Source organism: Paenibacillus durus, assembly GCF_000756615.1.
GTDB classification, from domain to species: Bacteria; Bacillota; Bacilli; order Paenibacillales; family Paenibacillaceae; genus Paenibacillus_AQ; species Paenibacillus_AQ durus.
The window spans coordinates 4,386,166-4,410,403 of sequence record NZ_CP009288.1 but is presented as its reverse complement, the minus strand read 5'-3'; the positions used below and the strand labels follow the sequence as shown (position 1 = coordinate 4,410,403).

22 protein-coding genes are annotated in these 24,238 nt (G+C 51.9%); 19 read left to right on the top strand and 3 right to left on the bottom strand.

The annotated features are described in order from the left end of the window. The 7 genes from thiI (at position 1) to PDUR_RS19145 (ending at position 6,979) form a co-directional block, all read left to right on the top strand. A complete protein-coding gene (thiI, locus tag PDUR_RS19175) occupies positions 1 to 1,281 on the top strand; it encodes a tRNA uracil 4-sulfurtransferase ThiI (protein ID WP_052410307.1) in 1,281 nt (426 codons plus the stop codon). 87 nt (positions 1,282 to 1,368) lie between these two features. Beyond that, the gene (locus PDUR_RS19170; protein ID WP_042207721.1) at positions 1,369 to 2,028 is read left to right on the top strand and encodes a TerC family protein; all 660 of its coding nucleotides are present in this window, start codon (positions 1,369 to 1,371) and stop codon (positions 2,026 to 2,028) included. 269 nt (positions 2,029 to 2,297) lie between these two features. After that, positions 2,298 to 2,804 (top strand): hypothetical protein, encoded by a 507-nt coding sequence (locus tag PDUR_RS19165; RefSeq protein ID WP_042209525.1) that lies wholly within the window; start codon positions 2,298 to 2,300, stop codon positions 2,802 to 2,804. Positions 2,805 to 2,987: 183 nt separating this feature from the next. Further along, entirely contained in the window at positions 2,988 to 4,829 is a 1,842-nt protein-coding gene (typA, locus tag PDUR_RS19160; RefSeq protein WP_042207720.1) for a translational GTPase TypA, read from the top strand. Positions 4,830 to 4,953: 124 nt separating this feature from the next. Next, entirely contained in the window at positions 4,954 to 5,253 is a 300-nt protein-coding gene (locus PDUR_RS19155) for a YlaH-like family protein (RefSeq protein ID WP_042207719.1), read from the top strand. 84 nt (positions 5,254 to 5,337) lie between these two features. Beyond that, entirely contained in the window at positions 5,338 to 6,417 is a 1,080-nt protein-coding gene (locus tag PDUR_RS19150; protein ID WP_042207718.1) for an LCP family protein, read from the top strand. A gap of 109 nt (positions 6,418 to 6,526) precedes the next feature. Continuing rightward, the gene (locus PDUR_RS19145) at positions 6,527 to 6,979 is read left to right on the top strand and encodes a pyridoxamine 5'-phosphate oxidase family protein (RefSeq protein ID WP_042207717.1); all 453 of its coding nucleotides are present in this window, start codon (positions 6,527 to 6,529) and stop codon (positions 6,977 to 6,979) included. A gap of 69 nt (positions 6,980 to 7,048) precedes the next feature. Here the strand turns inward: PDUR_RS19145 and PDUR_RS19140 are convergent, their stop codons facing one another. After that, a complete protein-coding gene (locus PDUR_RS19140; protein WP_042207716.1) occupies positions 7,049 to 7,585 on the bottom strand; it encodes a YhcN/YlaJ family sporulation lipoprotein in 537 nt (178 codons plus the stop codon). Between the two features lie 105 nt (positions 7,586 to 7,690). On the opposite strand from PDUR_RS19140, the gene PDUR_RS19135 reads away from it, so the two are divergent. Together PDUR_RS19135 and PDUR_RS19130 are read left to right on the top strand one after the other, a co-directional pair. Next, entirely contained in the window at positions 7,691 to 9,022 is a 1,332-nt protein-coding gene (locus PDUR_RS19135) for a PhoH family protein (protein WP_042207715.1), read from the top strand. Between the two features lie 160 nt (positions 9,023 to 9,182). Then, positions 9,183 to 10,424 carry an extracellular solute-binding protein gene (locus PDUR_RS19130; protein ID WP_042207714.1) on the top strand — a complete coding sequence of 414 codons (1,242 nt, stop codon included), beginning with the start codon at positions 9,183 to 9,185 and terminating at the stop codon, positions 10,422 to 10,424. A 15-nt stretch (positions 10,425 to 10,439) separates the two neighbouring features. Here the strand turns inward: PDUR_RS19130 and PDUR_RS19125 are convergent, their stop codons facing one another. Then, a complete protein-coding gene (locus PDUR_RS19125) occupies positions 10,440 to 11,606 on the bottom strand; it encodes a hypothetical protein (protein ID WP_233277399.1) in 1,167 nt (388 codons plus the stop codon). A gap of 159 nt (positions 11,607 to 11,765) precedes the next feature. Beyond that, positions 11,766 to 12,002 carry a DUF2626 family protein gene (locus PDUR_RS19120; protein ID WP_036596732.1) on the bottom strand — a complete coding sequence of 79 codons (237 nt, stop codon included), beginning with the start codon at positions 12,000 to 12,002 and terminating at the stop codon, positions 11,766 to 11,768. 342 nt (positions 12,003 to 12,344) lie between these two features. Here PDUR_RS19120 and PDUR_RS19110 point away from each other — a divergent pair, with 342 nt between their 5' ends. From PDUR_RS19110 to PDUR_RS19065, 10 genes are all read left to right on the top strand, one after another. Beyond that, positions 12,345 to 12,989 carry an RsfA family transcriptional regulator gene (locus PDUR_RS19110; RefSeq protein WP_042207710.1) on the top strand — a complete coding sequence of 215 codons (645 nt, stop codon included), beginning with the start codon at positions 12,345 to 12,347 and terminating at the stop codon, positions 12,987 to 12,989. Between the two features lie 191 nt (positions 12,990 to 13,180). Beyond that, the gene (locus PDUR_RS19105; protein ID WP_042207709.1) at positions 13,181 to 14,137 is read left to right on the top strand and encodes a ketopantoate reductase family protein; all 957 of its coding nucleotides are present in this window, start codon (positions 13,181 to 13,183) and stop codon (positions 14,135 to 14,137) included. A gap of 6 nt (positions 14,138 to 14,143) precedes the next feature. After that, on the top strand, positions 14,144 to 14,533 hold the full coding sequence (locus PDUR_RS19100; RefSeq protein WP_025691627.1) for a DUF3397 domain-containing protein: 390 nt from the start codon (positions 14,144 to 14,146) through the stop codon (positions 14,531 to 14,533). A 149-nt stretch (positions 14,534 to 14,682) separates the two neighbouring features. Next, entirely contained in the window at positions 14,683 to 16,398 is a 1,716-nt protein-coding gene (locus PDUR_RS19095; RefSeq protein ID WP_042207708.1) for a peptide ABC transporter substrate-binding protein, read from the top strand. 341 nt (positions 16,399 to 16,739) lie between these two features. Then, entirely contained in the window at positions 16,740 to 17,672 is a 933-nt protein-coding gene (locus PDUR_RS19090; protein WP_042207707.1) for an ABC transporter permease, read from the top strand. A 21-nt stretch (positions 17,673 to 17,693) separates the two neighbouring features. Continuing rightward, the gene (locus tag PDUR_RS19085) at positions 17,694 to 18,623 is read left to right on the top strand and encodes an ABC transporter permease (protein WP_042209523.1); all 930 of its coding nucleotides are present in this window, start codon (positions 17,694 to 17,696) and stop codon (positions 18,621 to 18,623) included. A gap of 13 nt (positions 18,624 to 18,636) precedes the next feature. After that, complete coding sequence (locus tag PDUR_RS19080) at positions 18,637 to 19,632, top strand: ABC transporter ATP-binding protein (RefSeq protein WP_042207706.1); 996 nt, start codon at positions 18,637 to 18,639, stop codon at positions 19,630 to 19,632. Continuing rightward, positions 19,629 to 20,549 carry an ABC transporter ATP-binding protein gene (locus tag PDUR_RS19075; protein ID WP_179945166.1) on the top strand — a complete coding sequence of 307 codons (921 nt, stop codon included), beginning with the start codon at positions 19,629 to 19,631 and terminating at the stop codon, positions 20,547 to 20,549. The genes PDUR_RS19080 and PDUR_RS19075 overlap by 4 nt, the downstream gene beginning before the upstream one ends. A 196-nt stretch (positions 20,550 to 20,745) precedes the next feature. Next, positions 20,746 to 22,371, top strand: coding sequence for a bacillithiol biosynthesis cysteine-adding enzyme BshC (gene bshC / locus PDUR_RS19070; protein ID WP_042207704.1), 1,626 nt, complete (start codon positions 20,746 to 20,748; stop codon positions 22,369 to 22,371). Between the two features lie 38 nt (positions 22,372 to 22,409). Continuing rightward, entirely contained in the window at positions 22,410 to 23,681 is a 1,272-nt protein-coding gene (locus PDUR_RS19065) for an adenosylhomocysteinase (RefSeq protein ID WP_042207703.1), read from the top strand. Positions 23,682 to 24,238: the final 557 nt, after the last annotated feature.

Here is a 24,238-nt window from a genome sequence, read left to right as displayed (position 1 = left end):
ATGAAACCGACAGAACCCGCTCATTTGGCGGGAAAAAGCATAGAATACGCCGACATGCTGCTGCTGCGTTTCGGAGAGTTTACGCTTAAGGGCAAGAACCGCACCCGTTTCGAGAAGACGATGCTGCGGCATGTAAGGGAAATAGTCAAGCCTTATCCCAAGGCGAGGCTTCTTAAGGAATATGGACGGATATATGTCGAGTTAAACGGTGAACCGGCGCAGGAGCTGCTGGAAGCCCTAGTCAAAGTGTTCGGCATTTCATCCATCAGTCCGGTAAAAGCGGTTAGGCCAGTACTCGAGGAGATTATAGATGCAAGCCTTCGGTTTATCGAAATGGTTAATCCCGAACCGGGGACAACCTTCAAAGTAAATGCCCGGCGGGTATGGAAGGATTTCCCGCATGGCTCGCAGGAGATGAACCGTCTGGTATCTGCACCGCTGCTTAAGGCCTTTCAGGCGCTTTCTGTCGACGTCAGAACGCCGGAGTTTGAGCTGAGGGTGGAGATTCGGGAGCAGCAGGCCTATATTTTCTGCGAGAATATTCCCGCGGTTGGTGGATTTCCGCTTGGCACCAACGGCAAGGCCATGCTGCTTCTTTCGGGCGGGATCGACAGCCCGGTGGCTGCATGGTCTTCCATGCGGCGGGGGCTGGAAGTGGAATGCGTTCATTTCTTCAGCTATCCCTATACAAGCCGGGAAGCCCGGCAGAAGGTTGTCGATTTGGCCAGAGTACTGTCGCGCTATGCGGGAAAGATTCGGCTGCATCTGGTCCCGTTTACGGAAGTGCAGACTTCATTTGCGGGAATCGGCCAGGACAATCTAATGGTTACACTGATGCGTAGAGCGATGCTGAGGATCGCGACGACGCTGGCAGAACGCGAGGGCGCGCTGGCGCTGGTTACTGGTGAAAGTCTCGGCCAAGTTGCCAGCCAGACCTTACCCAGCATGAATGTCATCGGGCGCGCGACCGAGCTGCCGCTGCTGCGGCCGCTCGTCATGATGGACAAAGCCGAAATTGTAGATCTGGCGCAGCAAATCGGCACCTATGATTTATCCATTCTCCCTTATGAGGACTGCTGCACGCTGTTCTTGCCGAAGTCGCCGACAACCAATCCGAACCTGCATGTAGTTGAAAAGGTCGAGGCGGCGCTGCCCGATTATGCGGATCGGCTTGCCGAGGCGGCTGCGGCGGCTATTACGGTAGAAGTCACTCCGCATGGAGACGAACGTCCTGCCGATGAAGCGGATTTAATCCTAACGGTCAAGGAAGATTGGTTCTAATCCTTTATATGAAAATGGGACAGGAAGCATAGCTTGCCTTAGCCGAGCATACAAGTAGTTACATAGCCGGTTCGGGAGGAATGTTCGATGGAATCGATATGGCTGCTTGGGGAAATCTTAATGGTGAATTTAGTGCTCAGCGGAGACAATGCCGTAGTAATCGCGATGGCAAGCAAAAACCTGCCGGACAGACACCGGAAAAAGGCCATATGGTGGGGAGCGGCGGGGGCTGTGCTGCTGCGCTGCATCCTGACGCTGGCGGCGGTGCTGCTGCTGAAAATCCCTTATATTCAGGCTGGCGGCGGGCTCATGCTGCTCTGGATATCGTTCAAGCTGCTGCTGGAGGAGGAAGATCATATCCGCGTGAGCGAAGGCTCGACCGTGTGGAAAGCGATTCGGACCATTTTGGCTGCCGATTTTATTATGAGCCTGGACAATGTGCTTGCCATTGCCGGACTGGCGAAGGGCGATCTGGCTCTAATTGTTATCGGGATTGCGCTCAGCATTCCGATCGTTGTATGGGGCAGCGGCATTATCACCGGGTGGCTGCATCGCTTTCCGATCCTTATTTATCTCGGTGCCTATATTTTGGCCTACACCGCCGGGGAGATGCTCCTTCAGGACGCCAAGCTGGGAGCGATGCTGTCTTTCCTGCTGCCAACTCTGCATTCTTTATTGCCGGTTGCGCTGGGCGTCGCCGTCGTGGCGGCGGGCGGCATCAAGCGGCATACCCCAAGAGCGGGGTAGAGAATGGAGAAATAAGCTGCGCCTCTTCTGATTTTGCCTCCGAATTTTACAGGTTCTTCACGTTCCAGCCCTTCAAGAAGCTTTGTCCTGCAAAGGGTTACTGTGCAGACTTCAAAGACAAGGCCCCATCCTTCGGGGCTTTTTCTTTGGCTTGCGGTGGCGAATGATGGTGTTTTTTGCGGGATTCGGATAAAATAAAGAAGAATCCTGAAGCGTCGGACAGCCGATGCGGATCGGAAGAGATGCGAGTTGAAGGGATGGGTGGTATGATGTCCTCCAAAAACGATATAAAGCTGGGTCTGTTCGTCGTATGCGCCGGGCTCGTTATTTTACTGGGAAAATTGGGGGTATTCGGGTTTTTGGGACGGGCACTGTGGCCGCTCCTGCTGCTGCTCCCGGGAGTATTCCTGCATGTTCTCGTCTTCGGCCGGCGGATTACGCCTGCTGCGCTTATACCCGCTGGTATTCTTACCGTATACGGCTTGCTGTTTGGCCTGTGCAACACTTGGGGTTGGGGACTGATGGCTTATCTCTGGCCTGTACTGCCGCTGGGCGTGGCGGTTGGCCTTTACGAGTATTCGCTTTTCGTATCTCCGCGGAGCGGCGGATTAACCGCAGGCGCCATCGTACTGGGCGTTCTCAGTGTGGCGCTGATGTTCCTAAGCATCTTGGGCTCAGGCACTATGTACATTATTGGAATTGTACTCGTTCTGGCAGGAATTTGGCTGATCGCGGGACGGAGCGGCGGGCGGAATAAGTGGAACCGGGGCTGGTAGGCTTCTTCTTGGGAAATTGTTTTTTCATGAAAATACTTGCTTTTCAGAGTGCTTTCACGATACAATTAAAAATAATGTTGAAGCGTCGGGTTTTGCGTCCGGCGCTTCTTTTATGAAGCTTCCAATTCTGCTGCAAATTTCAATTGATTTTATTTGATAAATGAAAGGATTTGGATACAAATCATGCATTCAAGAGAACAAATTCGCAACATTGCGATTATTGCCCACGTTGACCATGGCAAAACGACACTCGTCGACCAATTACTGCAGCAGTCGGGGATTTTCCGCGAGCACGAGACAGTACAGGAGCGCGCCATGGATTCCAACGATCTGGAACGGGAACGCGGCATAACGATTCTGGCAAAGAACACAGCCATTACCTATAAAGATTTCCTGATCAACATTGTGGATACGCCCGGACACGCCGATTTCGGCGGAGAAGTGGAACGGATTATGAAGATGGTTGACGGCGTTCTGCTCGTCGTTGACGCGTATGAGGGCTGCATGCCGCAGACGAAATTCGTGCTGCGCAAGGCGCTCGAACAGAATCTGACCCCGATTGTGGTCGTCAACAAGATTGACCGTCCGGCAGCCCGTCCGGCGGAAGTCATCGACGAAGTGCTGGATTTGTTCATTGAGCTTGAAGCCAGCGACGAGCAGCTTGAATTCCCGGTCGTATACGCCTCCGCGCTGAACGGAACATCCAGCCTTGATCCGGAGAAACAGGACGACAACATGCTTGCCCTGTATGAAACGATCATCGAGCACATCCCATCTCCGACGGAGAGCGTGGAAGAGCCGCTGCAGTTCCTTGTTACCCTGATGGACTATAACGAGTATCTGGGCCGCATCGCCATCGGCCGCGTCAATCGCGGTATTATCCGTCAAGGCCAGGCAATTACAGTCATTCAGCGCGATGGCAAGCACAAGTCGGCGCGTATTGAGAAGCTGTTCGGGTTCCAAGGGCTGAAACGTGTAGAGATCGAGGAAGCCGGCGCGGGTGATATCGTGGCAATCGCCGGGATCAAGGACATCAACATTGGTGAGACCATCGCCGACCCTGCGAACCCAGAAGCGCTGCCTGTCCTGAAGATCGACGAGCCGACAATGCAGATGACCTTCCTGGTCAATAATTCCCCGTTCGCCGGCAAGGAAGGCAAGTGGGTAACCTCCCGCAAGCTGCGCGAGCGTCTGTTCAAAGAGCTTGAGACCGACGTTTCCCTGCGTGTGGATGAAACCGACAGTCCGGACGCCTTTATCGTATCCGGCCGCGGTGAGCTGCATCTCGGTATTCTGATCGAGAACATGCGGCGTGAAGGATACGAGCTGCAGGTTTCCAAGCCTGAGGTTATCGTCAAGGAAATCGACGGCGCCAAGATGGAGCCGCTCGAGCGCCTGCTTATCGATGTGCCGGAAGACAGCATGGGCGCCGTTATGGAGAGCCTGGGGACCCGTAAGGCCGAAATGGTTAACATGATCAATACCGGCAACGGCCAGGTACGTCTGGAATTCCTGATTCCGGCGCGCGGCCTGATCGGCTACAATACGCATTTCTTGACGCTGACGCGCGGCTACGGTGTCATGAACCATGCGTTTGACAGCTACGCTCCGCTGATCGGCGGTCAGGTAGGCGGACGCCATCAGGGCGTTCTCGTATCGACCGAGACCGGAACTTCAACGTTCTACGGCCTGATGGGCGTGGAAGACCGCGGCATCATGTTCCTGGAGCCGGGTACCGATATTTATGAAGGCATGATTGTGGGCGAGCATACGCGCGATAATGATATCGTTGTGAACATCTGTAAGGAAAAAGCATTGACCAACGTCCGTTCTGCTACAAAAGACGATACTGTCAAGCTGAAAACGCCTCGCCTGTTCTCGCTGGAGCAAGCGCTGGAATACTTGAATGATGACGAATATTGTGAAATCACGCCGAAATCCGTTCGCCTGCGCAAGAAAATTCTGAACAAGAGCGAACGCGAGCGTGCGGAGAAGCATCGTAAAATGGCCGAAGCCAATATGTAATCAAAGGCACTCTCAGATAAAAGAATCAGCCGCCGGAATCTCATTCCGGCGGCTGATTTGCCTTTACGGGACATAGCGGTGGTATAATGGATACAGCATCCATAACCGGAAGGAGTGACAACCCTTGCAAATTTGGCTTGCCGCGCACCCCTTGATTGCCTATGTAATTATCTTTGTTCTGCTTACTTATGTGTACAACCGGGTATTTCGGGTGAATCAGAAGCTGTCTCTGCTGAAGGAAGTTATGCTCTATGTGCTGATGGCCCTCGGTTCGGGCATCCTGCTTATTTTTCAGCATGATAAGCTGCCGATCATTCAGTGCCTGCTCGTCGCCGTCGGTCTGATGCTGCTCGTCCGGGTTCGCTATTTTCTAGAGGCAAGGCAGAAGCGCAGGGCGGCGGCCGAAGCTGCAAAGAGGCAGTAGAACGCAACCTTTAAGTGTTAATAACGTCTATTGTGTAAGAAGGATTTCACTAATTTCCAAAAAAGAAAAGGACTTAATTTAATTATGAATACTAGGAATGGCAGTTTGCCTCCAAGATCCAGAGGACAGCAGAGCGGTGTCAGAAGGCCCGCAGAGCCGTCTTCCAAAAAGGCAGTCCGCAAAAAGAAACCTGGCTTTTGGGCCAGGCTTGGAAGAATGCTGCTGATGCTCATATTGCTGTCGGCACTCGTCATGGTCGGATACTCCTTGTATTTGTACTACAAGCTGGACAGTAGTGTGCTGGATACGGGTGTAGATAAACCGGTGGCCGCCGGAAACTCAGCCAAGGTCAAACCGCTGACGGTACTGCTGCTCGGTACGGATTACCGGCCGAAGCATAAATCGTATCTGACGGATGTCATCATGGTGGCCTCGCTCAATCCGCAGACGGAATCGGCAACCATCGTTTCGCTTCCCCGTGATACGTTTATGGAGCTGGACGGCTACAAGAGAACGAAGATCAATGCATTTTATCCGCGTTTCAAAGTCAAGGAGGAGACCTCCGGCATCTCCGCTGAGGACGAAATGAAGACGATGATGGGCAAATATTTGGGAGTCAAGATCGACTACGTAACCGTGATTAATTTTCAGGGCTTCCGAGAGGCGGTCGACGAGCTTGGCGGGGTGAAGGTCAACATCAGCGAGGATATGTGTTATACGGACAGCGTGGACGGCACTGACATCAATCTGAAAAAGGGTCCGGCCGAGCTAAAAGGCGACGACGCGCTCGATTATGTCCGTTACCGCAAATCCAACTGTAAACCGGAAACGAAACCCTCCGATGATCTCGACCGCAACCGGCGCCAAAGCGAGGTGCTGCATTCGCTCATGGATCAGATGCAGTCGCTGGGGGGAGCTGTAAAAATCGGCGGGGTGCTGGATGCGATCAACGATAACATGAAGACCGACATCGAGAAGGATCAGATCAAGAATTTGATCGCGGCGTATTGGAAAATGTCCAAGGATAACGTGGAATTTAAGCCGGTGACCGGCACCTGGCGCAGCCCTTATGTATATATTAACGAAGAGTCTCTTAATGCCGCGAAGCAGAGTCTGAGGGACCGGCTGGCTGGAGCGGCTCCGGCCGCATCCGCAGCTCAGTAGACGCGCGGCACGAGCAAGCTCTGACTTTCCCAAATTGAATGCAAGTTTGGGCATATGTTATAATATAATTAACTAAGTTCTAACATGCTGCACAAGGGGGCCTGTCAACATGTCCGAATCCGCTGCCCAGCTTACCGAATCCCTGCTGAAGTTGCTGCAGAACGAAACATTTGTGCTGCTTAATACCGTTGATGCGGAAAGCGGCGGCCCTACGTCTACGGTTATTTCGTGGGTCTATGCGTTGGATTCTTCCACGCTCAGACTGGCGATTGATCACCGTTCGAGGCTGGTCAGAAATATGAAGGATAATCCCCTGGTAACCCTGACTGTCTTTGGGGAAGAAACGGTTCATGCTATTAATGGCAGCGCCGTCGTTAAGATTGATCCGCTTCCGGATGTTCCGTTCGAGATATGCTGCTTCGATGTGCAAATCTCGGCGGTGCGAAATGCGCTTTTTTATGGCGCGCAGTTGGAATCCGCTCCAAAATATGCCAAGGCATACGATCAGCGTGCGGCGGAGAAGCTGGATGGACAAGTATTTGCCGCAATGCAAAAAGCCTAGTGAGAGTTCACTGGGCTTTTTTTGACCTTTGGACCATTGAATCTGTGGGCAGGACTGCCGATATAAAGGTTAATGCTGGCCTCGGGGTGTTGTATCTTCGGGAGCCTGAGGAATGATCCGGCCGATGATATCGGCCATCTCGGCGGCAAAGCCGGAGATAGGGCGGCCTTGGCGGAAGTGGCGGCTCAGCTCGGCAATTCGTGAAGCCAAGTCGATATCCGCGGTCACGAGCGCGTTAATGCCTCTGTGGTCTTTGCGAAAAGCCTCGGCGACCGAGTATTTCACTGTTCCCACTCTGGAGCGGCTGAGCGACCCGTCCACGTCGATGCCGACAACCGCGGTGTTGCCCATTACGACGCAGTGCGCTCCTTTGACGCCAGGCACTCTTTTGGCCAGCTGTTCCAGATGATCTTTAAGCTCGGTGTCTCTTGGGGAGACAACAGCCGTTCCATCATTGGCTAGCGGTCTTACCCCGCGGTCCCCGTAATTCACGCCATGCATTGCCGATTGTTTATCCTGAGGAGAGGGTGATGATCCTTTTTTAGCCATACCGCAGCTTGTCAGCAGCAGTAGAAGGACCAGCAACAGACAAATTGATTTTCTCATAGATGCTTGCTCCTTTCGTCCAAGATGAAATCTGATTTTATCTTTGCCAGCGGCGAAAAGAGTTATGTATCTTTAAGACAAACCAGGCGCTGTGGAGGGGATAACATGAAAAAGATCTTTGTACTGGATACCAATGTACTGCTTCACGACCCCAATTCGATTTTTTCGTTTAAAGAGAATGAAGTCATCATTCCCGCTGTGGTGCTGGAAGAGATCGATAATAAGAAACGGAACGCCGATGAAATCGGACGCAATGCCCGAACGGTGTCCCGCCTGCTCGACGGACTTCGCGAGCGTGGTCATCTGCACAGCGGCGTGGAGCTTGAGCACGGGGGCAAGTTGAAGGTCGAACTGAATCACCGCAGCTTCATCAAGGTGCAGGAGATGTTCGGCGAGGTATCCACTGACAATCGGATTTTGGCTGTGGCGCTTAATTATTTGCAAGAGGAGAGCGAGAAGGTCGATCCCCGGCCCGTCGTGCTCGTAAGCAAGGATGTTCTGGTCCGTATCAAGGCCGATGTGCTCGGCATTACACCGGAGGACTATTTATCCGACCGCACAGGCGACTTGAATGAACTGTACGCCGGGTACCAGACACTGCCTGTTCACCCGGCGCTGATCGACGAGTATTACAGCAACCGCTCCCTTTCGGTCAAGCAGCTGCAGTTGTCCTATCCGCTGTATCCCCATGAATTCATTATCCTGAAGGATGAGATCGGCAGCGGCAAATCGGCACTGCTCAAGGTAAGCAGCGACGGCAGCCGTCTGGAGCCGCTCTATCTCGGCAACGATCCTGTATGGGGAATCAGCGCCCGCAATGCGCAGCAGCGGATGGCGCTTGAACTGCTGCTTAACGAAGAAATTCCGCTTGTCACCATCACCGGCAAAGCGGGAACGGGCAAGACGCTCCTGGCGCTTGCCGCCGGCCTGTTCAAGGTTGAGGATGAGCATAAATACAAGAAGCTCCTGATCGCCCGGCCTGTCGTTCCGATGGGCAAGGATATCGGTTATCTGCCTGGTGAAAAAGATGAAAAGCTCCGGCCGTGGATGCAGCCGATATACGATAATCTGGAGTTCCTGTTCGATACGAAGAAAGCCGGCGACATCGACAAAATTCTGATGGGTCTCGGAAGCATTCAGGTTGAGGCGCTGACCTATATCCGCGGCCGCTCCATCCCGGGACAATTCATCATCATCGATGAAGCGCAAAATCTGTCGCGCCACGAAGTAAAGACGATCGTCTCCAGAGCGGGCGAGGGCAGTAAGGTTATTCTGATGGGCGACCCTGAGCAGATCGACCATCCTTATCTCGATGCCGCAAGCAATGGGCTCAGCTATATTGTCGAAAAGTTCAAACAGCAGGGCATAAGCGGTCACATTACGCTGGAAAAAGGAGAACGTTCCCGTCTGGCTCAACTGGCTGCCGATTTGCTGTAGAAACGTCCCTTTTAAAATTATACAGGAGGGGCCGGGAGGAAACTTCCGGCCCCTTCTGTATGTAGAATTGGTTGAAAGCGCTATCATTGAGTGGGCAGACAAATGCTCCGCAGACTGGTAAAATAGGGAGACGGGCCTCGAAACGGACAAGGAGGAGAACATGCTGAAACGCAAAAACTACTGGCTGCTGTTTGCAATTTTATTGCTGTCGCTGACGAGCTTGTCTCCCAGTATGGACCTGAACCAAACGGATGATCCTCCTGTCTTGAATGAAGATCAATCGCAATCCCAGAGCTCCTCCCTCCGGCAAAAGGGCGAGCCAGCCCATCTTCGGATATCGGTGTCGCTAAGCAACAAGGAGTTCCGCGAACTGCAAAAAATTAGCGGCCATTACGCATTATCTACCGGAGTAACGGTAGAGCTGAGCAATCTAGGAGAAGCAGCCGGAGAGGATGCTTTGATGAATGAGCTGACGATCGGGAACAGACCCGATATTGTGATGACAGAAGCGCATCATATCAAGGAACTGGCGCAGCAGGGGTTTTTGCTGCCCGTTGACGTATACCGGAGCTCGCCCGGGGGGACGCCGTTACCCCCGCTGCAGCCGCTGCTGCAATGGAACGGTTATGTCTGGGGCATGCCGCTGGATATTGATCCGTATGTCTTTGTCTATTCGCTAAAGGTGATGGGGGAGCTCGGAGTAGAGGCGCTGCCGAGAACTCTTGATCAGTGGACCCGGCTGCTGGAACAAAGCTTCAAGAAACCCAATACATACGTGCTGGCGATGGATGCGGGCAGCGCTTATGGTGTGTCCGCCTTTCTGGAAAGCGTGAGCAGCTCTCTGTATCCCGGGAGCCGAGATGCGCTTGACTGGATCGGGCAGGCGCGCAGCTCCATCTATCTGACGGACGGGCAGGACGATAGTGTCTGGAATATGCTTCGGGAGGGGAAGATAGCCGCAGCGGTGCTTCCGCTTTCTGAGTGGCAGGAGAGTGGGGGCGGCGATCTGGCAGCGGAGGCGCCGTGGTTAGGAGACGCTGTCGGAGAAGAAACGCTGTACAGCCGCACCTTCTCCCTCTCCGCTCAGACCCGAAGTCCGAAGGCGGCGGCCGACTGGCTGTCATATATAACATCGGCGAGATCGCAGCTGGATTGGCTGGCTGGCACCGGGCGGCTGCCGGCGGCGGAAGAAGCGTACCGGGGCGGGCTGCCGGGCGGAGACAGTCTTCCATTTGACGCTGGCAGCCTGCTGATGGGTGGAGGAGGCCTTGCCGGAGAGCCCCAGGCCGATTGGAGCGAAATAACGTCAGCGGCGGGTTTGCTGCTGACAGGCAAGCTGGATGCGGCGGGATATATCAAAGCGCTCTCGTATTCACCTGAGGAAGAGGATAATGGGCTCTAAACGGGCGCATTATCCTCAGAACGACAGGGTAAGCTTCACATGAAGCACGCCATCCTTGCTGTCCACTTCAGAGGCGCGAAGGAAAGAGACGATCTTGGACGGATAGAAGCCCAGATCAAACTCCTCTTCCAGTGATTTGCGCGTCATATCAGGCAGTTCAAGGCCATTGAAGATGATGCTGTCCACATGAAACATCAGCCCGTTCATTGGCTCATCCTGTATGGTGTAATGCCCCTGAAGGCGAAGCGACAAGTCCCCGCTCTTGCCGGAAGCGATAACCGAACCGTTCTCGAACGTAAAAGCGAAATTGTCGAACAGCTTGTTCTTGGAATGTAAAAATTCATTCAAATCCGCTTCTTTCAAATTCAATTCGTAAGTCATCCCCCGGCGCGTCAGAACGCCCTCGCGGTTCTCTACGAACTGCGGCAGATCATTCATCGCCGCGGACAGCGCTTTAAAATAGGTCTTAACTTCATGGATTCCGATATTTTGCCAGTATGCTGTAAATTCCTCCAAAAGGGCTGCCATGCTCTCCGGATTCCCGCTGCTCTGAATAGCGCCGTTAATGTCCTTGTGCAGAGCCTCAACCCGCAGCTTCTGTTCCTCTAAGGCGCTTCTCAGCTCCGCCAACTCCTGAGAAGAGCGCTCTGCCGCCTCCAGTGTGGTCCGCAGATCTTTATACTCCTTCTCATACTCCGCCAGTATTTCCTTGTCATGCCCCATAATCATTTCATAGTAATCGAGCAGAATGAACCATTTGCTTAGTGTCTTTGCAGACAGCAGGGCGGTGAGCAGGGGGTCCCTGTCCCCCGTATAGTAAGCGCGCACAACGGCGCCGGCCCGTTTTTCCTTTTCCGTGATGTCCGCCTTTTTCTTGGCGGCCTGGCTGCTTAAAGCGGCCGTGCTAAGTTCAAGCGCGTGCTGCTCGGCGCCGATGCGTTCAATTTCCTTTTCGATTTCAGCCGCAGACAGCGTTTGCTGCATCAGCTTGCGGGCTTCTTCATTATCCGAAAAAGACGGCATGGAAGCAGACGGCATGGAAGAAGGCGGGGAAGCGGAAGGAGCGGCGGCCGTTGCGCTTTGCTCCGGATCGGCAGACAAATAAGGCGCCGGCGGAATCAGCAGCAGCGAGCAGCAGAGCAGTATGAGCGGAAAGGCAGTCAGTCGTTTGCGGAAGAGCACCGCACTCACCTCCTTGGAAGACTTAGCTTATGCTAGGTATAATATGTTCGATCCTGTAAAAATATCATACCGCTTTTCAGGCCGGCAGCCTATATCAAGGCACACAAAATAACCCCACAGCGCGTGGGGCTTTGATTTCGGTGTTTGCTTAGACGGGGTTCACAGGGGAAGGCCCATCTCAAAGATCGTCCAATAGCTGAAGCCTGTAAAAGTGACGATCATATAGCCCCAGAACAGCAGGATATAGGTTTTCTCGGTGAACTTCATATACCCCATAATCACGAAAAATGCGGTCTGTAAAAAGAACAGCAGCGCCATTTCGACCATATCTCCAGCAAAAGCCATCAGACCGATTGTCAGCGTGAAAAATCCCAGTACCCGAAACATCCGAGCCACGTTACCATCCCCCTCCTAAGGTTCTGAACGTACGGATAAACCTATATTTATTATACCCGGCGGACAAAATAGTGTAAACGAATACAATGGAAAAAGAGGGCGATTTTCCTGGGAATGTGATCGATATGATTGACGTTGGGGGAAGATGATGAAATCGCTATTTTCCTGGATCGCGTATGAGCGGAAGCCAAAATGGAAATACAAAAGAGTATCAAATAGATTCTATGAACTCTATGAGAGGCATAGGAATGGAGTAAGCAGCTTTTATCCCCATTCACTTGCTGGCGGGACCGCCGGTTACGAAGATGGTTATTTCAAGATGTTACTAGGAGGTTTGGCTTTATGACAGCCATTAGACAGGATGCCTGGAGCGAGGAAGACGATCTCATTTTGGCGGAGGTTACACTGCGTCATATCCGGGAAGGCAGTACACAACTGGCCGCATTTGAAGAAGTGGGCGAAAGAATCGGCAGGACATCGGCGGCCTGCGGATTTCGCTGGAACAGCAGTGTTCGCAAAAGCTACGAGGAAGCGATATCTATTGCGAAAGGCCAGCGGCAGAAAAGAAGCTATCTGAAAAAACAAAACTCGTCCAGAGGCGCTCAGGTAGCCGGCTTCATTATCGGTGACGGTGATGAGGTTTACGGAAGTGAAGGAGCCGAGAACTCCTTGTCCATCGATGCCGTTATCCGGTTTCTGAGACAGTGGAAGGGTACTTATCAGGAAGCGGGCCGTCAGCTAAAAATGCTGGAAAGGGATCTTCGCGATAAGGAGGAGGAGCTGTCCGAACTTCGAGCCGAGAATGAGAGATTGTCCAAAGAAGTGAATACCGCTCAAAGCGATTATCGAGTGGTTAACGATGACTACAAGGCGCTTATTCAGATTATGGATCGCGCCCGCAGGCTCGCATTCTTAAGCGAAGAGGAAGAGGAGATCAAGAACCGCTTCAAGATGGACGCTAACGGAAACCTGGAAAGAATCGAATGAAGGAGAGCAATATTTACGAAATCCCGCCTGCGGCTTAAAGATAGGCCGCACTGGCGGGATTTTCCTTTTGTCCGCCGCCCGATATACTAGAAAAGTAACCTAATCAAATGGGGCCGTGGCTTGGAAGCATACTCAGCTGCTTTTGCGAAGACCCCGGAAACTTAAATGATGGATGGACGGTGGACAGAGCTTTGAGAATCGATATTATTGGCGCGGGCTCGCTCGGACTTCTGCTGGCGGGAAAGCTGATCTTTGCCGGAGGCAGAGTCCGGCTATGGTGCAGAAGCGAAGAGCAGTGCGCGGCGCTTTTGGAAGACGGTATTACGATAAGCTATGAGGGCGGACGGCAGCCGATCCTGGTTCCAGGCAGCGAGGTTGAAGCACTGCCTATGAGCGAGTTCTCACGGTTCTATGCGGATGAGACCGCAGACTGGCTCGTGCTGACGGTCAAACAAGGGCCGCTGCACCAGATGCTACCGGAACTCCTTGCTCCTCTTCGGCATACTGAATTGAATCTTCTGTGTCTTCAGAACGGCTGGGGGCATATGGAGCTGCTGCGGGAGCTGCTGCCTGCGGCCCATCTGTATGCGGCCGTAACAACGGAGGGCGCGAAGCGGGAGTCTGCGGTCCGGGTCGTTCACGCCGGGAAGGGACAGACCTTCATCGGTTTGTGGGGCGAGAGCGGAGCCGTTCAAATGAATCAGGCCGCTCATTTGGCAGAGACGCTGGCGCTAGCAGGATTTTCCGCAGCTGTGTCGAATCAAGTGGAAACTATGATTTTTCGGAAGCTTCTGATTAATGCCGTAATTAATCCGCTGACTGCCGTATGGCGTATTCCGAACGGTGAACTGCTGTCTTCAGATCTGCGCCTAAGCATGATGAGGGAGCTTTACGAGGAAGCGGTTTCCGTCTATGACGCCTGCGGTATTTCCTACGAACACAGCTTATGGAATGACATACTTGAGGTATGCCGTGCGACATCCGGCAATCTGTCCTCCATGCTGGCTGACGTTCTGGCTTCCAGGGAAACGGAAATCGGCTGGATTAACGGCAGTCTGGTTGAATTGGCGAAACAGTCGGGCGTAGATGTGCCCGCGCACCGATTGATAATCAAGATGGTGGAGGGCATGATTGTAAAGGAGAGGTGAAGCCGCTTGGAATGGCTCCGCAATTCGCTGATCGTATTAAGCATAACGCCTGTACTGCCTTTTTTGCTCGTCTATTTTATTTCTGTTGCTATGGGGCGGGACAAGAAGCCGGCTCTTCAATTGGCTATGGATGTGACGACTGTTTTTCTGCTGTTCTCCGTATCGGCGCTGTTCAATAATATTTTTCATTCGGGCTTCGGATTCTATCTGATTCTCCTGCTTGTGCTGATTGCGGCGGGATTGATCGGCGGCGCTCAGAACCGCCTGAAGGGAAAGGTAGACGGGAAAAGATTGCTGCGGGCGGTCTGGAGGCTTGGCTTTTTGTTCATGGGGACAGGCTATGTGGTGTTCATGGTTGTCGGAATGATTAAGTATATCTTGAAGGTGATGTCATAAAATCTAACATGAGCAGAATGAGATTGTCACACAATTTTAAAAAAAATTAAAAAAGTTTATTTACGAGTACATTCCTCTGGATTTTTTTTGACCACTGGTTGTATAATCATAAACCATATAACACCATTCTATTTAGGGGGAACTGCTAGATGAAGAAGAGTAAAAGTCTTTTACTCCTGTTCGCACTCGTTCTTGTCATCGGAACCGTGCTTGCAGGATGCGGCGGTGGCAACAATGCTGCCACGAACACTGGCAACACCGCAGGCAATACACCGGCCGCTACTGATGGAAGCGCATCGGGAGAGAAGCTTGCCGCTGATCAAACGCTTAAAATTAACCTGACCTCCGAGCCTCCGACATTCGATCCGGCTCTTGCTAACGACAGTCAAGCCAATACGGTTCTGAAGACTATGTACGAAGGTTTGACCCGCATGAATGACGAAACTGGACAAGCCGAGCCGGGCATCGCCGAGAAATGGGATGTATCCGCTGACGGTTTAGTATATACATTCCACCTGCGCGACGCCAAGTGGAGTAATGGAGATCCTGTTGTAGCCGGAGATTTTGTCCGCGCCTGGAAACGGGTCCTTGATCCTGCCGCTGCCGAACCGGCTCCATACACTTATCAATTGTATTACCTGAAGAACGCTCAAGAGTACAATGAAAAGGAAAAGAAAATTACCGACTTCAACCAAGTTGGCGTTAAAGCGGTTGACGATAAGACGCTGGAAGTGACGCTGAAAGCGCCAACTCCATATTTCCTAGGTCTACTGTCCTTCTATACTTACTATCCGGTTCATAAATCGGTTGAAGGCAATGCAAAATGGGCAACAAACAAAGATACCATGGTCGTTGACGGTCCTTTCACATTGACCGAGTGGACGACAGGACAATCGATCCAAGTATCCAAGAACGATAACTACTGGGATAAAGATTCCATCAAACTTAGCACAATCAACTTCTCGCTCGTGAACAGCAGCGCTACCGAACTCCAAGCATACGAGAGCGGCCAATTGGACTATGCAGGTAATCCTAACGGGGAAATTCCGACGGAGCAGCTTCCGATTGTACAGAAAAAATATCCGGATGAGTTTATTAGAAAAGGTATTGCAAGTGTGTACTACTATGAATTTAACGTAACCGAGAAGCCTTTCAGCAACGTGAAAATCCGTAAGGCTCTTGCGATGTCGATCGACCGCCAAACGCTGATTGACAAGGTTACTTTGGGCGGACAACTGCCGGCATTCGGCTTCGTTCCTCCGGGTATTGCTGGCGGTAACGGTGAATACCGTACGGCTATTAAAGACAACTACTTTACTGAAGATGTAGCCCAAGCCAAGACTTTGCTAGAAGAAGGTCTGCAAGAAGAAGGATTGACTAAACTACCGACATTTACCTTGTCATACAATACTAATGACAATCATAAGAAAGTCGCTTTGGCAATCGCTGACATGTGGAAGAAATCCCTGGGCATTGACGTGAAGCTCGAAAACCAAGAATGGGCCGTATTTATCGAGAACCGTCAACATCAGAACTTCCAGGTTGCCCGCTCAGGCTGGACAGCGGACTACAACGATCCGATGACCTTCCTTGACATGTGGGTAACGAAAGGCGGCAACAACGATACTGGTTATGCCAACCCTGCATATGATAAGCTGATCGCCGAGGCGAAAGCAACGGGTGATGCTGCGGTTCGTCAAGAGAAATTCGCGGCTGCCGAGAAAATGATTATCCAAGACGACATGATCGTGATGCCGATTTACTACTACACCAATAACACGCTGATCAAAACTTATCTGAAAGGCGTTACACATGATTTCAGCGGCGCTGTTGACCTGACTCGCGCTTACCTGCTCGAGCACTAAGATTGAAGAAATTGCTTTAAGCTTCAGTAAGCATATTTAATTGAATGATTAAATATCTGAAGTAGATCTTGCACTTCGGGATATATATGTGGAATTCCATATATATCCCTTTTTTTTTGAAAGTTAAACTTACAAACTGCGCGCTTATCCTTTGCCTTATATTTTTACGAGAAACGGATGACGTCCCTGCTTGGACGTACAGTCGTTTCTTCTTAATGTGTCTGCTTGCTTTTGTAAAAGATATGGTAAATTACAAAATATAGAATTATGGACAATTGGTCAATAATTGCATAAAATCATATTGTGTTGTGAAAAAAATGTCGAAGGAGGTGTTGACGGGCATGGTACGCTATATTGCGAATAAGTTTTTTTATATGCTGGTTTCCCTGTTTGTGCTGATCTCAGCAACGTTTTTTCTGATGAAGGCTATTCCGGGTGATCCGTTCACATCCGAGAAGAAAATACCGGACGAAATCCGCCAGCGGCTGTATGAACAGTACGGTCTGGACAAGCCCGTCTCGCAGCAGTATTTAAAATATTTAGGTAATATCTTGCAAGGTGATTTTGGGGTTTCCATGAAGCGCCTGAATCAGGATGTATCGCATATTATTGGCCAGACGTTCTCCGCTTCACTGAAGCTGGGGCTTGTTGCCATTATTGTGTCGATTATTGTCGGTATTCTGCTTGGGATGCTGGCGGCGCTGTACCATCGTAAATTCATCGATACAGCGGCTATGGTGCTGGCTGTTCTAGGAATAGCTGTGCCAAGCTTTGTGCTTGCCACGGTGCTGCAGTATATTTTTGCTTCAAAGCTGGGTTGGGTTGATGTTATGGGCTTTAATGATCCTTTGGACTATGTTCTTCCAGTCGCCGCATTGTCGGCTCAGCCGATTGCTTTTATCGCCAGGCTGACCCGTTCCAGCATGCTTGAGGTGCTGCACGCGGATTACATCAAAACGGCGAAGGCCAAGGGCCTTAGCTGGATCGTTATTCTCTTCCGCCATGTGCTGCGCAACGGCATTTTACCTGTAGTGACTTATTTGGGACCTATGACAGCCAACATCGTTACCGGCTCCGTCGTAATCGAACAGATCTTCGGCATTGGCGGTATCGGCAAGCAGTTCGTCGAAGCGATAAGTACTCGGGACTACCCGATCATTATGGGCATTACGATCTTCTACGGCATTCTGCTCATGGTGACGCGCTTTATTACGGACGTCGCCTATGTCTTTGTAGATCCGCGCATTAAACTGACCGGGGGAAAGGAGGGCTAAAGAGTGGCATCTGAACAACATATGGTACCATCGGGCGCTAGTCTGAAGCCCGAAGATTTCCGCAAGATTGGCGTGGATGAGAAGCAGGCGGAAGTCATTTCGCGTGAGAGTTTATCGGCCTGGAAGGACGCTTGGCAGCGGCTGCGCCAGAACAAGGCGGCTATGGCAGCATTGGGCTTGCTTGTATTGATTATTCTGGGCGCCATTATCGGCCCGCATTTAACGCCTTATACTTACGATTCGAATGATTTGCTGAATACCAACCAGCCGCCGTCTGCAGCTCATTGGTTCGGTACCGACGAACTGGGCCGGGATGTGTTCGTCCGCACCTGGAACGGTGCGCGTATTTCCCTCATCGTAGGTCTGGCCGCAGCTTTGATCGACCTTCTGATCGGGGTTGTATACGGCGGCATCATGGGATTCTTTGGCGGACGTACGGACAGCATCATGAACAAAATTTCTGAAGTGCTGTATTCCATTCCATACCTGCTGGTGGTTATCCTGCTTTTGGTTGTGATGGACCAGAACTTGTGGACGATCATTCTGGCGCTGACGATTACGGGCTGGATTAATATGTCGTGGATTGTGCGCGGCGAGATTATGCAGCTTAAGAACCGCGAATTTGTGCTGGCTTCCCGTTCGATGGGTGCAAGCTCCAGTCGTCTCCTGTTCAAGCATCTGCTTCCGAACGCTATTGGACCAATAATCGTAACGGTTACGCTGTCTGTCCCGAACGCGATCTTCGCGGAAGCTTTCCTGAGCTTTCTTGGACTCGGCGTACAAGCTCCGAGAGCTTCACTCGGTTCAATGATCAATGACGCGCTGACCGGCTGGTTGGCTTACCCATGGCGCATGCTTTTCCCGGCCATCCTGATCAGTGTGACCATGCTGGCCTTTAACATTTTTGGCGACGGTCTTCGCGACGCGCTTGACCCTAAACTGAAGAAATAGGAGGTGAACGATAATGGACCCGATTTTACAGATAAAAGATTTGCATGTTTCGTTTTTTGTAAAGGGCGGTGAAGTACAGGCCGTCCGTGGTATGAACTTCGAGATCGGCAAAGGGGAGACGGTAGCGATTGTCGGCGAGTCCGGCAGCGGAAAGAGCGTTACCGCCCAATCGATTATGCGGCTGATCCCATCGCCGCCGTCGAAAGTGAAGAAGGGCGAAATCATTTTCCAGGGACAGGATCTCCTCAAGAAAAGTATCAAAGAAATGGAAGCTATTCGCGGCAAAGACATTGGCATGATATTTCAAGACCCGATGACCTCTCTTAATCCCACGATCAAAGTGGGCAAGCAAATCACGGAAGTATTGATCAAACATCAGAAAATGTCAGCGGCCGAAGCTGCCAAGCAAGGCATTGAAATGTTGAAGCTTGTCGGCATCAAGAATGCCGAGGCCCGCTTTAATCAATATCCCCATGAATTTTCCGGCGGTATGCGGCAGCGGGTGATGATCGCGATTGCCCTTGCCTGCCGCCCGGCGCTGCTCATTGCGGACGAGCCAACAACGGCGCTCGACGTAACGATCCAGGCGCAGATTATGGACGTTATGAAGGATATGCAGCAAAAGCTCGGCACCTCCATCATTCTGATTACGCATGACCTTGGCGTTGTCGCCGGCATGTGCGACCGGGTTATCGTCATGTATGCTGGCGAAGTGGTGGAAACGGGAACAAGATGGGAAATTTTCAAAAATCCGCAGCATCCGTACACGAAGGGGCTGCTTCGTTCGATGCCGCGTCTGGACCAGAAGAAAGGCGAGCCATTGATCCCGATCGTCGGCACGCCGCCCGATCTGATCAAACCGCCGATCGGCTGCCCATTCACTGCCCGCTGCAGTGAAGCGATGGCGATCTGCGAAAGAATCGATCCGGGCATTACGGAATTCAGCGATACGCATACGGCGCGCTGCTGGAATCTGCACCCGATGGCCAAGGAGGTGCAACAATCTTGAGCAAGCAACTGATTGAGGTGGAAGGCCTCAAGAAATATTTCAATGTAGGCCAAGGCAAGGTACTCCGAGCGGTCGATAATATCAACTTCTCGATCCGCGAAGGTGAGACGCTCGGCATGGTGGGCGAGTCCGGCTGCGGAAAAACGACAGCGGGCCGCACGGTCCTGCGTTTATACGAACCGACCGCAGGCAGCGTTAAGTTTAACGGTACGGACATTTACAAACTGTCTCCAGGTAAAATGAAAGCTATGCGCCGCGACATGCAGATGATCTTCCAGGACCCTTACGCGTCGCTTAACCCGCGATTCACGGTGTCGGATATTATCGGCGAAGCGCTGGATATTCATAAAATGGCCGGCAGCCGAGCCGAGCGGAAGAAACGGATCGAGGAACTGCTCGATATGGTTGGTCTTAACCATGACCATGCATCACGGTATCCGCACGAATTCTCGGGCGGCCAGCGCCAGCGGATCGGGATTGCCCGCGCCCTTGCGGTTAATCCGAAGTTCATCGTCTGCGACGAACCGATTTCAGCGCTTGACGTGTCGATTCAGGCTCAGGTCGTCAACCTGCTCAAAGAGCTTCAGAGTCGTCTGGGTCTGACTTATTTGTTCATCGCGCATGATTTGTCCATGGTTAAGCATATCAGCGACCGTGTGGCGGTCATGTATCTGGGTAAGATGGTCGAGCTGGCCGAGAGTGAAGAACTGTACGCCAACCCGATTCATCCTTATACCAAAACGCTGTTGTCGGCTATTCCGATTCCCGATCCGGAAATCGAGGTCAACAAGAAACGCCTGCATATGCATGATGAGCTGGCCAGCCCGATTTACTCGGCTGACGCGAAGACCAGTGAAGAAGAAACGAAGCTGGTTGAGGTTTCAAAAGGCCACTGGGTAGCCAAGGCATACGCCTAAGTTTCGGGAATAGCCTGAATTCTCTTGTCCTCAAGGAAAATACTTGAAAGTTCCGGGGTTTCCGGCACTCTTGATGGAGCGCCGGAAATCCCGTTTTTTTCATCAATTAATGATAAATTTTGAGAATGATCTTTGACGCGGCGTGCTCCTTTGGATACAATCATTTAAGAAGTTTGAGAACAGGAGGCTACCTGAGATGAATGTTGTACCGGAGCCGCTGCCGGGCGGACCGGCGCTCGCCCGAGGGTTTATGCACAGCTATGAAACGGTCGCTCATTTATTCGGCGGCAATTTTACGCATGAGAACAAGAGGCAGCGTGCCGTTTGGCTGGATCAAAGCGAGAGCCTCCGGGCTGACCGCAGCCAACTTGCGGAAGTGCTGCGGGCCTATAACTTAAGGTATAATAACCATGAAAAGGTAAGGTTATCGCTCGATCTGCTGGAACAGCCGGAGACACTGGTCGTTGCCGGTGGACAGCAAAGCGTCCTGTTTACAGGTCCGCTCCTTGTTATCTATAAAGCGGTCACGGCTATCCTTGCTGCACAAGAAGCGAGCAGGGAGTTGGAACGGGCGGTTGTGCCCATTTTTTGGATTGCTGGCGAAGACCACGACTGGGATGAAGTTAATCATACATATTTGCTCAACCGGTCGGGAGAAGTAACGAAACTGAAAGTCGAGCATCCGGATGCGGGGCATTCCTCGGTCAGCCATATCGATGTGGAAGAGGGGCATTGGCGCCGCCCGCTTGAACAGCTGGAAGAGCTGCTTCAGGAGAGTGAATTTAAGGCGGAGATGATGGAGCTTATGCGGGCAGCCGCCGCAGGCGGCAGCATGTGCGGCTCTTTTGCGGAAATTATGGGTTCGCTGTTCGGCAAATACGGTATGGTGCTGCTGGATTCGGCGGACCCGGCCCTGCGGCGGCTGGAGCAGCCGTTCTTCCGCTCGCTGATCGAGAACAATGATACGCTTGAAGCCTCCTACCATAAGACGGCTGCCGACATTAAAGAGGGAGGATTTCAGCTTCAGGCTGATGTGACGGCTGGCGGAGCGAATCTTTTTTATATCCATAAAGGGGCCCGGTTGCTGCTGATCAAGAAGGACGGGATATTCACCGACCGGAGAGGCACTGTCTCTTTTTCCCGCGAGGAGCTGCTGAATCTTCTGGACCGGCACCCCGAACGCTTCAGCAACAATGTGTTGACCCGGCCGCTTATGCAGGATTATCTTCTGCCTGTATTGGCGACGGTGCTTGGTCAAGGCGAAATCTCATATTGGGGGATTACCGGCCGGGCGTTTGCGCATATGGGGCTGCGGATGCCGCTGATTATTCCCCGCATGTCTTTTACTATCGTGGAAGGCACGCTGCATAAGCATTTGGAGAAATACGGACTGACTTTCGCCGATGTCCAAGGCGGACTGGAAGACAAGAAGCGGCGGTGGCTTGAAGCACAGGACGAGCTGGAGCTTGGCAGAAGGTTCGAGGAGGCGAAAGCTGCTTTCGCGGCGATGTACGACCCTCTTATCGAACAAATCGGCACGGTCCAGGCTGGACTTATCAAGCTTGGCGGCAGCAACAAGGAGAAAATACTGGATCAGATTTCCTTCTTGCAGCATAAAGTGCAGGACGCAATGGCGAAACAGAATGAAGCCGCGCTGCGGCAGTGGGAGCGGATTGAACGTTCGCTTATGCCGCTGGGCAGACTGCAGGAGAGAGTTTATAATATTATCTATTATTTGAACCGATACGGCCGATCCTGGCTGGACGGGCTGATGGAGCTCCCCACAGATTACAGCGGGACGCACCGGATTATCTATATGTAAGAAGTTAAAATAATAAATCACGATCAGGAGGTCATCCAATGAGTTCCCTATCCAAGCAAAATAGTATTGTGGCCGATATGTCGCTCGCTTCAGAGGGACATCTCAAAATTGACTGGGTTCGCCAGCATATGCCCGTGTTGAACCGTATCCGTGAGCAGTTCGAAGCGGAGCAGCCGTTCAAAGGGCTGAAAGTATCCATTACGCTGCATTTGGAAGCCAAAACCGCTTACTTGGCCAAAGTCGTGCAGGCTGGCGGCGCGGAGGTAACGATTACCGGCTCGAACCCGCTCTCCACGCAGGACGATGTATGCGCTGCGCTGGTCGAAGACGGCATTACCGTATTTGCCAAATACAATCCGACACCCGAGGAGTTCAAGGTGCTCAACATCAAGGCGCTCGAAAGCAAGCCCGACCTCATTATCGACGACGGCGGCGACTTTGCGACGCTGCTGCATTCCGAGCGGCCCGACCTGATGGTGAACATCCGCGGCGGTGCGGAGGAGACAACGACCGGTATTATCCGGCTGAAGGCTCTGCAGAAGCAGGGTGTGCTGAAATTCCCGATGGTTGCCGTCAACGATGCATACTGCAAGCATCTGTTCGATAACCGCTACGGCACCGGCCAGTCCGCTTGGGATGGCATTATCCGTACAACCAATCTGATGGTTGCGGGCAAGACGGTTGTGGTTGTCGGTTACGGCTGGTGCGGCAAAGGCGTCGCTATGCGGGCCAAGGGACTTGGCGCGAACGTTGTCGTCACGGAAGTCGATGCGATTAAGGCGGTTGAAGCGCATATGGACGGGTTCCATGTCATGCCGATGCTGGAAGCGGCCAAGCTGGGCGATTTCTTTGTTACCGTAACCGGCAACCGTTATGTCATCCGGGGCGAGCATTACGATGTGATGAAGGACGGGGCCATTATGTGCAACGCCGGTCATTTCGATGTGGAGGTCAACAAGCCGGAGCTTGCGGAGAGAGCGGTAACGCAGCGCGTTGTCCGTAAAAATATCGAGGAATACCAGCTCAAGGACGGTCGCAAGCTGTACCTGTTGGCTGAGGGACGGCTGGTCAACTTAGGCGCGGCGGACGGTCATCCGGCGGAAATTATGGACATGACGTTCGCGCTTCAGGCGCTCTCGCTGAAATACGTAAATGACAACTATGAAAAAATCGGCGTCAAGGTCGAGAATGTTCCTTATGAGCTGGACGAGCAGGTTGCCCGCTACAAGCTGGAAAGCATGGGGCTCGGCATTGACCGCCTGACACCCGAGCAAGTTGCGTATTTGGATAGCTGGAAGCTAAATGATTAATCGCGGTACCGTTTCTCGCAGAAATATAAGGCAAAATGATAAGTGCTCAGCTTATAAATTCTGATATTTTGAAATAGGCAGCAGGCAGCTTGGCCAATATTAAATTGGTAAGCTGCCTTTTTTATTTGGTGCTTTCATAAAGTCCGCTATGAAATTTCGGTCTATTTAATAGAAGGAATTTTTCAAAAATGAAGGGATGAACAAGGTCGAAACGCGGATTAGCGCAGGGCCGGCGGTTAATTTTATCTTCGACACAAAGCACGACCCCGTCATTCGCTTCGATAAATTTACCGATGGTTTTACCTCCGGCATGGTTGGCGTATGTCTTTTTCGTCAATAGTCTTTCACACGGTTCGTATTGATTCCCTGTTTTATGTCACATTGCACCGGACTCCCGAATAGTACCACGCGATTTTCTTAAGGATGCAAGGAGGATAAAGGCAGGAATAAATTCCCTTTAACCGGAAAAAGGTTTTTGATTTTTAGTGACGAATCTATTATGCTTAAGTGGTGAAAAGTGGGGCAAAGTGGGGACCAGAGGGATTAAGGAGTGGGCA

Excerpts from the sequence above, each read along its gene's own strand:
- thiI (WP_052410307.1), top strand. The coding sequence starts at position 1 with ATGAAACCGACAGAACCCGCTCATTTGGCGGGAAAAAGCATAGAATAC.
- PDUR_RS19170 (WP_042207721.1), top strand. The coding sequence starts at position 1,369 with ATGGAATCGATATGGCTGCTTGGGGAAATCTTAATGGTGAATTTAGTG.
- PDUR_RS19165 (WP_042209525.1), top strand. The coding sequence starts at position 2,298 with ATGTCCTCCAAAAACGATATAAAGCTGGGTCTGTTCGTCGTATGCGCC.
- typA (WP_042207720.1), top strand. The coding sequence starts at position 2,988 with ATGCATTCAAGAGAACAAATTCGCAACATTGCGATTATTGCCCACGTT.
- PDUR_RS19150 (WP_042207718.1), top strand. The coding sequence starts at position 5,338 with ATGAATACTAGGAATGGCAGTTTGCCTCCAAGATCCAGAGGACAGCAG.
- PDUR_RS19145 (WP_042207717.1), top strand. The coding sequence starts at position 6,527 with ATGTCCGAATCCGCTGCCCAGCTTACCGAATCCCTGCTGAAGTTGCTG.
- PDUR_RS19140 (WP_042207716.1), bottom strand. The coding sequence starts at position 7,585 with ATGAGAAAATCAATTTGTCTGTTGCTGGTCCTTCTACTGCTGCTGACA.
- PDUR_RS19135 (WP_042207715.1), top strand. The coding sequence starts at position 7,691 with ATGAAAAAGATCTTTGTACTGGATACCAATGTACTGCTTCACGACCCC.
- PDUR_RS19130 (WP_042207714.1), top strand. The coding sequence starts at position 9,183 with ATGCTGAAACGCAAAAACTACTGGCTGCTGTTTGCAATTTTATTGCTG.
- PDUR_RS19110 (WP_042207710.1), top strand. The coding sequence starts at position 12,345 with ATGACAGCCATTAGACAGGATGCCTGGAGCGAGGAAGACGATCTCATT.
- PDUR_RS19095 (WP_042207708.1), top strand. The coding sequence starts at position 14,683 with ATGAAGAAGAGTAAAAGTCTTTTACTCCTGTTCGCACTCGTTCTTGTC.
- PDUR_RS19090 (WP_042207707.1), top strand. The coding sequence starts at position 16,740 with ATGGTACGCTATATTGCGAATAAGTTTTTTTATATGCTGGTTTCCCTG.
- PDUR_RS19085 (WP_042209523.1), top strand. The coding sequence starts at position 17,694 with ATGGTACCATCGGGCGCTAGTCTGAAGCCCGAAGATTTCCGCAAGATT.
- PDUR_RS19080 (WP_042207706.1), top strand. The coding sequence starts at position 18,637 with ATGGACCCGATTTTACAGATAAAAGATTTGCATGTTTCGTTTTTTGTA.
- bshC (WP_042207704.1), top strand. The coding sequence starts at position 20,746 with ATGAATGTTGTACCGGAGCCGCTGCCGGGCGGACCGGCGCTCGCCCGA.
- PDUR_RS19065 (WP_042207703.1), top strand. The coding sequence starts at position 22,410 with ATGAGTTCCCTATCCAAGCAAAATAGTATTGTGGCCGATATGTCGCTC.